The organism is Holospora undulata HU1 (assembly GCF_000388175.3).
GTDB classification, from domain to species: domain Bacteria; phylum Pseudomonadota; class Alphaproteobacteria; order Holosporales; family Holosporaceae; genus Holospora; species Holospora undulata_A.
In genome coordinates this window covers 1-1,931 of sequence record NZ_ARPM03000043.1, presented here as the reverse complement: position 1 = coordinate 1,931, position 1,931 = coordinate 1, and the positions used below count along the sequence as shown (strand labels likewise).

The 1,931-nt window shown below is 36.2% G+C and carries 3 protein-coding genes and 1 tRNA gene; 2 read left to right on the top strand and 2 right to left on the bottom strand.

All coding sequences use genetic code 11. The features are described from left to right. The first annotated feature begins 4 nt into the window (after positions 1-4). Positions 5-217, top strand: a complete 213-nt coding sequence (locus K737_RS11660; protein ID WP_407636431.1) for a transposase — start codon at positions 5-7, stop codon at positions 215-217. A gap of 369 nt (positions 218-586) precedes the next feature. On the opposite strand, the gene K737_RS00565 is transcribed toward K737_RS11660, so the two are convergent. Then, positions 587-659, bottom strand: a tRNA-Thr gene (locus K737_RS00565). Positions 660-867: 208 nt separating this feature from the next. Between K737_RS00565 and K737_RS10820 the strand changes: the two genes are divergently transcribed. Beyond that, positions 868-1,005: a hypothetical protein gene (locus tag K737_RS10820; RefSeq protein ID WP_023491893.1), complete on the top strand. Its 138-nt coding sequence runs from the start codon at positions 868-870 to the stop codon at positions 1,003-1,005. A 461-nt stretch (positions 1,006-1,466) separates the two neighbouring features. Here K737_RS10820 and K737_RS09790 read toward each other — a convergent pair whose 3' ends face one another. Then, a complete protein-coding gene (locus tag K737_RS09790; RefSeq protein ID WP_024161315.1) occupies positions 1,467-1,634 on the bottom strand; it encodes a hypothetical protein in 168 nt (55 codons plus the stop codon). Between the last annotated feature and the right edge of the window lie 297 nt (positions 1,635-1,931).

Below are 1,931 nucleotides of genomic sequence, written 5' to 3'. Positions count from 1 at the left end.
TTGGGTGCTACCAAACCTTCCAAAAGAAAGCGGTAGTGTATGGATAATACTACTTTCTATAAAGGAAAAGCTATGCAAAAGATGCCATAGTTTGCTTTATTTGCCTTTTTATTCCCCTGATCTAAATCCAATTGAGAAAAAATGGGCCCAAGCAAAACATATAAGAAGAACTTCAACTTGCTCAATTGACCACTTGTTTCAATTCCATTTTTCGTAATCTTTTTATACTGATTTAGCTATAAATTCACCAAAACTTTCTAAATTTCTTCTTCATTTGAAGGTAGAAAAATATAATATTAGGCAGTAGCTTCCATTCTTAATTTTTTTTGATATTTTGTATTATGTTCTGAATTGACTTGGTCTGACATAATTGTTTTGCTTTTTATATCAAAACATTCTTGACGTATAGAAATTCTCCAGGGGCGAAATTGCTTCAAAGATAGTTTTTTTGCTTTTAGCTAATTAAGCAAAAAATTACTACGCTTTCATTACTTATTCTCCGCTTCCATCTTCCAATTTTTTCTGTACAAAGAAAATTTATACTAACTTATAAAAAAATATTCACGACATTAATATAATTTACGCGTGCCGGATATCGGATTTGAACCAATGACCTACTGATTACAAATCAGTCGCTCTACCTGCTGAGCTAACCCGGCATGAAAACAGATTATACAAAAAAAAATATCAAAAGACAATCAATTCTTTTTTGTGGAAAAAGAAGTAATTATGATCGTCTTGTGGAGCGTCCTCAATTAAGGTAATCTTTCGGAAACTTTTTGATAGTATTGATAAAAAATGAAAAGCTTGTTTGCGCTCAATGGGACGGTATATACCAAATCAAACTGAAAGTGTTGGACTAATGCGTTGAAAGCTGTCATTGACGCGCTCGATAAGATCCATGGCGATGTTGTCCCAGGTTTGGTCGAAAAAATGCAGCATATTCTTGAAAAACTCTTTGGCAGAGACGAAAAATCGATTATTGCGCATATGTTCATTCTTTGATGGGGGTCTGGTTTGGGCTGGAAATAATGCAACTCAATCCCTCTTTCTTTTTCTGCTTTTGGGTGTCTTTTCTTGTAGGGTTCTTAATCCAAGATCAGGTAGAACGGCGCCTTTGGATAACGTCTTTTCAGCTAATCAAAAAACGTCTTCAAGGTTTCTAAAAACACCACCCGTCAAATCCAAGGGCTCCCATCAGGTTCATCCTCCGGAGGTGTGTCATCACCGTTGAATAAAAGGCTTCCTGCTTGGCTGCCTTTTCGGGGCGTGCTGCTGGCTTTTTAAATGAAAAATTATGGGCGCGCAACGTCTTGCCTTAAATTGTCTACGTAATGCCTAAGCGAACAAGTCACTCACTTTTATATACGTGGTGGCTTTCCAAATGCGCGATAAGTTCTTCTGTTTGTGAAATATTGAGCTTGCTTACAGAGCCACCGCTTGACACCATTAATTTTTGATCCTCCTTATACTTCTCTACGATCTTCAATCAGAAGAGCTTTAGCACTTTGACGATGCCCCCCTTTGTCGGATAACAAAACAGCCTTAATCCTATCTTCTACGCGTCGGTTGTTTTCTTGCTGATGCTGCGTTCTTAACGCAAGACGACCTTCTTCTGTCAGAAATCTTTGCATAAGAAAAATTATTAACACATAAAATTAAACTTTTAAACTATTTCATTTAGCATGAGTATAGCTAAAACATTATAAAAAGAACATGACAATGGATCTGGATAGAGTTATAATTACGTAATAAAATTATATAATTAAAGTTATGAGATAGCCCATACTCGCCCTCACTTTTTTTCAGGTAGTTTAAAAGATCGCTGAAATCAAAGAATAAGAGTTTATCTTTGATCCACCTGAGTCCCCTTGTGTTCTTGTGTAAGGCCCGTTATAGAAGCGTATAAAATAGCAACAGCGACAATGGTC